1 protein-coding gene is annotated in these 431 nt (G+C 60.3%); it reads right to left on the bottom strand.

The window, feature by feature from the left end:
* On the bottom strand, positions 1-320 hold a 320-nt coding region (locus PUN71_RS23065; RefSeq protein WP_283532435.1), incomplete at its 3' end, for an aspartate/glutamate racemase family protein.
* Positions 321-431 lie beyond the last annotated feature (111 nt).

Here is a 431-nt window from a genome sequence, read left to right as displayed (position 1 = left end):
CCCAGGAACATCGCGGTGCTGGCGGCCGCTTCGGTGATGTCCACCACTGGCACGTTCAACAGTTCCTGCAAACCTTCGCGGCCATGTTCGCCATAGCCGGCCTGGATCACTGCATCGAACGGCTGGTCGTAGGCCATCACCCGGTCCATCACCGCGATGGCGGCCAGGTAGCTTTCAAAATTGCCTTCTACCGAATCCGCGCCGAAGCGAGGCGTGAGCCCGACAATCTCGGTGCCCGGTGCCGCCACGGCCCGCGCTTGCCGGGCGATGGTGTCGGTGATGGATTCGGTGGTGTTGACGTTGACCACGAGGATACGCATGGAAGGTCCTTGATTAATGACTGACGTTATCGACTGCAATGCTTTCGCCGCTGACATCGGCGTAGAACGGCTGACGCTTGGCGATCAGCAGATAGAGTAGCCCTGCAATAC

Source organism: Arthrobacter sp. NQ7, from assembly GCF_029581595.2.
GTDB lineage: Bacteria > Actinomycetota > Actinomycetes > Actinomycetales > Micrococcaceae > Arthrobacter > Arthrobacter phenanthrenivorans_B.
Note: the sequence above shows the minus strand (reverse complement) of the source record. Positions and strands in the feature narration are given on the sequence as shown.